Genomic DNA, 3,723 nt, shown 5'->3' with positions numbered 1-3,723 from the left:
CACACTAAAGGCGTACCGCCTAAGCTCGCTGCGCTCGGTGTGCCCTGCGGGGCTGTCCCTGCGCTACGCTTGGGGGGTTCGCTGCGCTCACGGCTTTGCAGGATGAAGGGCTTGGTATTCGTCGCGCAGCTCCTCATGGCTACCTTGACTTCTATCTAACTTTCTACCTTTTTAGGTTGTGTTTAACCTCCTCTGGATACAAAAAAAGCCACCCGTTAGGATGGCTTGTAGGTATAAAACTTTCTACCTTTTATTCTATCTCATTATATAGTTCTGTAAGAATCTTTGCATGTTTTGTGCAATGCACACTTAGACCCATCATTTTAAGCTCAGGAGGTAGCATATCGCCTAACTTCTTAGACTCCTTGCAAACAACGCAATTTTCTATCTCTTCTTTTAATTCTTGTAAACTCATATTTCTATTTTTTATTATTTATTTTTTTCTACCTTTTCAGGTTTAACATTCTCAACCAAATCAAGTTGGTTATTAGATTCATTAATATCTTGCTCAATAGATAGTAACTTTTCTACCTTCTTAAGCTCCTTAAGTAGAAAGTTTTCTACCTCAGCAGATACATTAAATTTCATTCCCTGCTTGCGTGCCTCCGCTCGCGCACGCTTTAAACGCGCATCAATATCACGAGCAACTTTAATATTCAGAGAAACTTTATTTTCTACCTTTTCTAGTGCCATGCTATAAACCTTTTCCATTACATCAATTTCTTTACTTAAGTATAGTAATGTTTCTACCTTTTTACAAACCAATTAACAAACTATTTTTTCGGTGCGCTACGTAAAATCTGATCCACTTTTTGCCAAAATCACCCCCAGATTCCAAGCACAACACCACCCCTCCAAAAACCACCGCCGCTAGGCGAAATCCCTCCAAAAACCCATATCCCCTAAAAAGTAGTTTTAATAAAAAAAGGTAGAAAGTTTTCTACACAAACGTGCAAAATCCTTTTGCACTAGGCAAAAACACCAAACTGGTGTTGCGCCATAGCCAAGGCGGTGTTGGGTGTGGTTTGTGGTCAAAGCGCAGCGTTCTGCGCAGCAGATTGTCCACACTCCACGCACATAAACCGTCTAGCGGGGAGGCGAAGCCGTGGGGCAGCATTGCGCCCCGTTCGGCCTGAAAGGGCGATTTGATCGTGTTGATCCTAAACCGGATCTGGAGGTTAAAAACCACCTTTTAATAGATATAAGAAGGAGACAACAAAAAAGCATAACAAAAACAAGCACTTAAAAATATCTATGTATCCCTATTGAAGATACATTAATGTTGCGCTTTTTACGAAAATGCCACTTAAGCCATTGAATATAAAGGAAAATCTATGTATCCCTTACTGTTTGTGTGGTTATTTAAGTGTTTGTTTTTAGAGGTTTTTTTTTGTTTTGGTTTAAGAGTGTTTTTGAGATCAAGATACCAAGGTAGAGATACACTAATGTATCTTTAAGGATAGGGGTTGTATCGCCCATTTTTTTTAATTAATCTTTTGGTAAGTTCAAAAAAAAACAAAACATTATGAGAAATGCAGAACTACAAAAAGATCCAATGGATCGTAAATTTGATGCAACAACACACTATAAAACGAGGCGTGGCGACGGTCAGGCCTGCTCTGCTGAGTTGAGTGAAGAAACGGGCGAAGTTAAGCAAAAAAGCGCCGCGTTCTTCGCATTCAACCGCCAAAACTACAACCACAAAGTTGCTTTAGCTATAAAAAACCCAGTAGCTAACTCAATTTTCGAATTTTTCGTTAATGAGATGGACAATACAAACGCCATTTGTGTATCCATGGCAACTATGGAACAGATATTTAAATTAAAAAGAAACGCTATTAGTAAGCATATTAAATACTTGGTTGATAATCAGTTTATTACAGTATTTAAAATAGGTAACATGAATGCCTACGCTGTAAATGCTTATTTGGTCTGGACACAAGGTGATGCAAATTTATATAAAGCCAAATTTGCAGCGACAATGTATTTAAATTATGACGAGCAAACACCAAAGGTTAAAGCCGAATTTGCTAAAAAGATAAGTAATAAATAAAAATAAGCCCCTAAACAGGGGCTTTTTTACATCATCGGCATCTTACTGACAGCCTTACTAGCCATATCACCGCCTGTGGCGGCTGACTGGGCGCAAAAACCACTTCTCATTGTTGCAGCTCGTCGTGCTGGCGTTTGGTCAGCCGAAATAGCCCAACCAACAGCAAAGCAAAACCAGAAAAACTCCGGCACTAACACAAGTCGTGCAACCTCAGGGTTCATCCACAAAAATATTCCATAAAACACCCAAAGCATTAAAACTGTTATTAAAGGTTCCATGTCTTTCATAATATCTATATTTTAATTTTATCGTCTTTTTTGGCTTCTAATTTAGCGCCATTGTTTTTAGCATCGTGTTTTTGTTTATTTTCTGCAAGTCTATCCAAAAGCACTTGAGCGTTATTTAATGAGTCTGTGTTTTTAAACGAATTGCCAATATCGTCGAGACGTGTTTTTGTTTCCCTAACGGCTTTTGGCTTAACCTCCTCAGGGAGGTTCTGGAACGTCTCAACAACCTTTTCCTGTTCTTCCATCGCCAGATCAATATCTAGATCGTCCTCCAAAAGCTCTGTAAAGTACTTTTCTCTCGCCTCGATAAATTCATCGAGTTTTTCTTTAAAATCGCTCTCGATCGCTCTAAGGCGCTCCTGCGCGGCTTGGTTAGCGAGTTCCAGAGCCTCAAGTTTTTGCTCGTTTTTTTTCAGGGCGCGCTTAACGTGCTGCGATTTTTCGAGGTGTTTGGCTTTGGTAAGCTCCTTGCTTGTTCCTCGTTCAAACCCAAGGTGCTTAAGGTGCTTCGCTGCAATGTCCTGCTGTTTTGACCAAATAGAGTCTTTGCCTCTAGTTTGGTAGAGCGACAACGGCGCTCTACCCTTTAACGGAATCTCAATCGTTTCTTTTTTAATATTCCCAGACTCGTCCAGTTCGTACAGGTACTTACGCGGATTTTTAGGATCTCTCATCGCTATCCCATCCTCATCCTTCAAAGTCACGTTTTTAGTTTTTGTGAGGGTTATATCTTTCGTACAAACATTTGCAAACAGCATGTGGGCGTGAGGGTTTATCACTGCCTTACCATTTTCATCAAGATGGCCTTCATCGAGATGCATTTTGTACCCCAAAACCTCAAACCCAAACTCATTCTGCATTTCCTTCATCATGTCGTTTATTGCGCCATGAACTTTGTTTTTCCACTCGTTTGGATATTCCTTTTTCAGTTCTTCGAACTGCTCCAAGGGAAACACCAAAACACTGTCAATCATGGTGTTTTTAACTGTGTCAGGCATGGCCTTCATGGCACGTTCGTAACGTTGCTCTATACTTTCCGATTTCACTCCAAAGTTGTGCTTTGTCAAATTCGGATCAAGCACGTTTTTATCTTTCGCAAACTCACGGCATACATGCGCTTTTAAGCCACCCGCTTGAGTTCGTGTAAAATACCTACTGTTTACTGCAATTTTGTTTTTCATACACTTTTTTATAAGTGTACAAAATTTCGCCTTTAGTCCAAAATTCACCTTTATTTTCTCATCCGCCTTTAGGTTAGGCTCCGCCTTTAGTCACTCAAAAAAGCCAAGGAGAGAATCTCCTTTAGCACACTAAAGGCGTACCGCCTAAGCTCGCTGCGCTCGGTGTGCCCTGCGGGGCTGTCCCTGCGCTACGCTTGGGGGG

General features: G+C 40.7%; 4 protein-coding genes. 1 reads left to right on the top strand and 3 read right to left on the bottom strand.

All coding sequences use genetic code 11. From position 1 onward, the window contains the following. Positions 1-429: 429 nt before the first annotated feature. Positions 430-693, bottom strand: a complete 264-nt coding sequence (locus R7127_RS25835) for a hypothetical protein (RefSeq protein WP_318148651.1) — start codon at positions 691-693, stop codon at positions 430-432. An 832-nt stretch (positions 694-1,525) separates the two neighbouring features. On the opposite strand from R7127_RS25835, the gene R7127_RS25830 reads away from it, so the two are divergent. Then, positions 1,526-2,053: a hypothetical protein gene (locus tag R7127_RS25830; protein WP_237310135.1), complete on the top strand. Its 528-nt coding sequence runs from the start codon at positions 1,526-1,528 to the stop codon at positions 2,051-2,053. Between the two features lie 26 nt (positions 2,054-2,079). Here the strand turns inward: R7127_RS25830 and R7127_RS25825 are convergent, their stop codons facing one another. Both R7127_RS25825 and R7127_RS25820 read right to left on the bottom strand, forming a co-directional pair. Beyond that, positions 2,080-2,340: a hypothetical protein gene (locus R7127_RS25825; RefSeq protein ID WP_318148650.1), complete on the bottom strand. Its 261-nt coding sequence runs from the start codon at positions 2,338-2,340 to the stop codon at positions 2,080-2,082. Positions 2,341-2,345: 5 nt separating this feature from the next. Then, positions 2,346-3,521 carry a hypothetical protein gene (locus R7127_RS25820; RefSeq protein ID WP_318148649.1) on the bottom strand — a complete coding sequence of 392 codons (1,176 nt, stop codon included), beginning with the start codon at positions 3,519-3,521 and terminating at the stop codon, positions 2,346-2,348. Between the last annotated feature and the right edge of the window lie 202 nt (positions 3,522-3,723).

Origin of the sequence: Vibrio sp. 1159 (genome assembly GCF_033340395.1) — a bacterium.
Lineage (GTDB): Bacteria > Pseudomonadota > Gammaproteobacteria > Enterobacterales > Vibrionaceae > Vibrio > Vibrio alginolyticus.
The sequence above is the reverse complement of the archived record's forward strand: the minus strand, read 5'-3'. Positions and strand labels throughout refer to the sequence as shown.

Bases quoted from the DNA above. Each gene is read 5' to 3' on its own strand.
- R7127_RS25835 (WP_318148651.1), bottom strand. From the start codon at position 693: ATGGCACTAGAAAAGGTAGAAAATAAAGTTTCTCTGAATATTAAAGTT.
- R7127_RS25830 (WP_237310135.1), top strand. From the start codon at position 1,526: ATGAGAAATGCAGAACTACAAAAAGATCCAATGGATCGTAAATTTGAT.
- R7127_RS25825 (WP_318148650.1), bottom strand. From the start codon at position 2,340: ATGAAAGACATGGAACCTTTAATAACAGTTTTAATGCTTTGGGTGTTT.
- R7127_RS25820 (WP_318148649.1), bottom strand. From the start codon at position 3,521: ATGAAAAACAAAATTGCAGTAAACAGTAGGTATTTTACACGAACTCAA.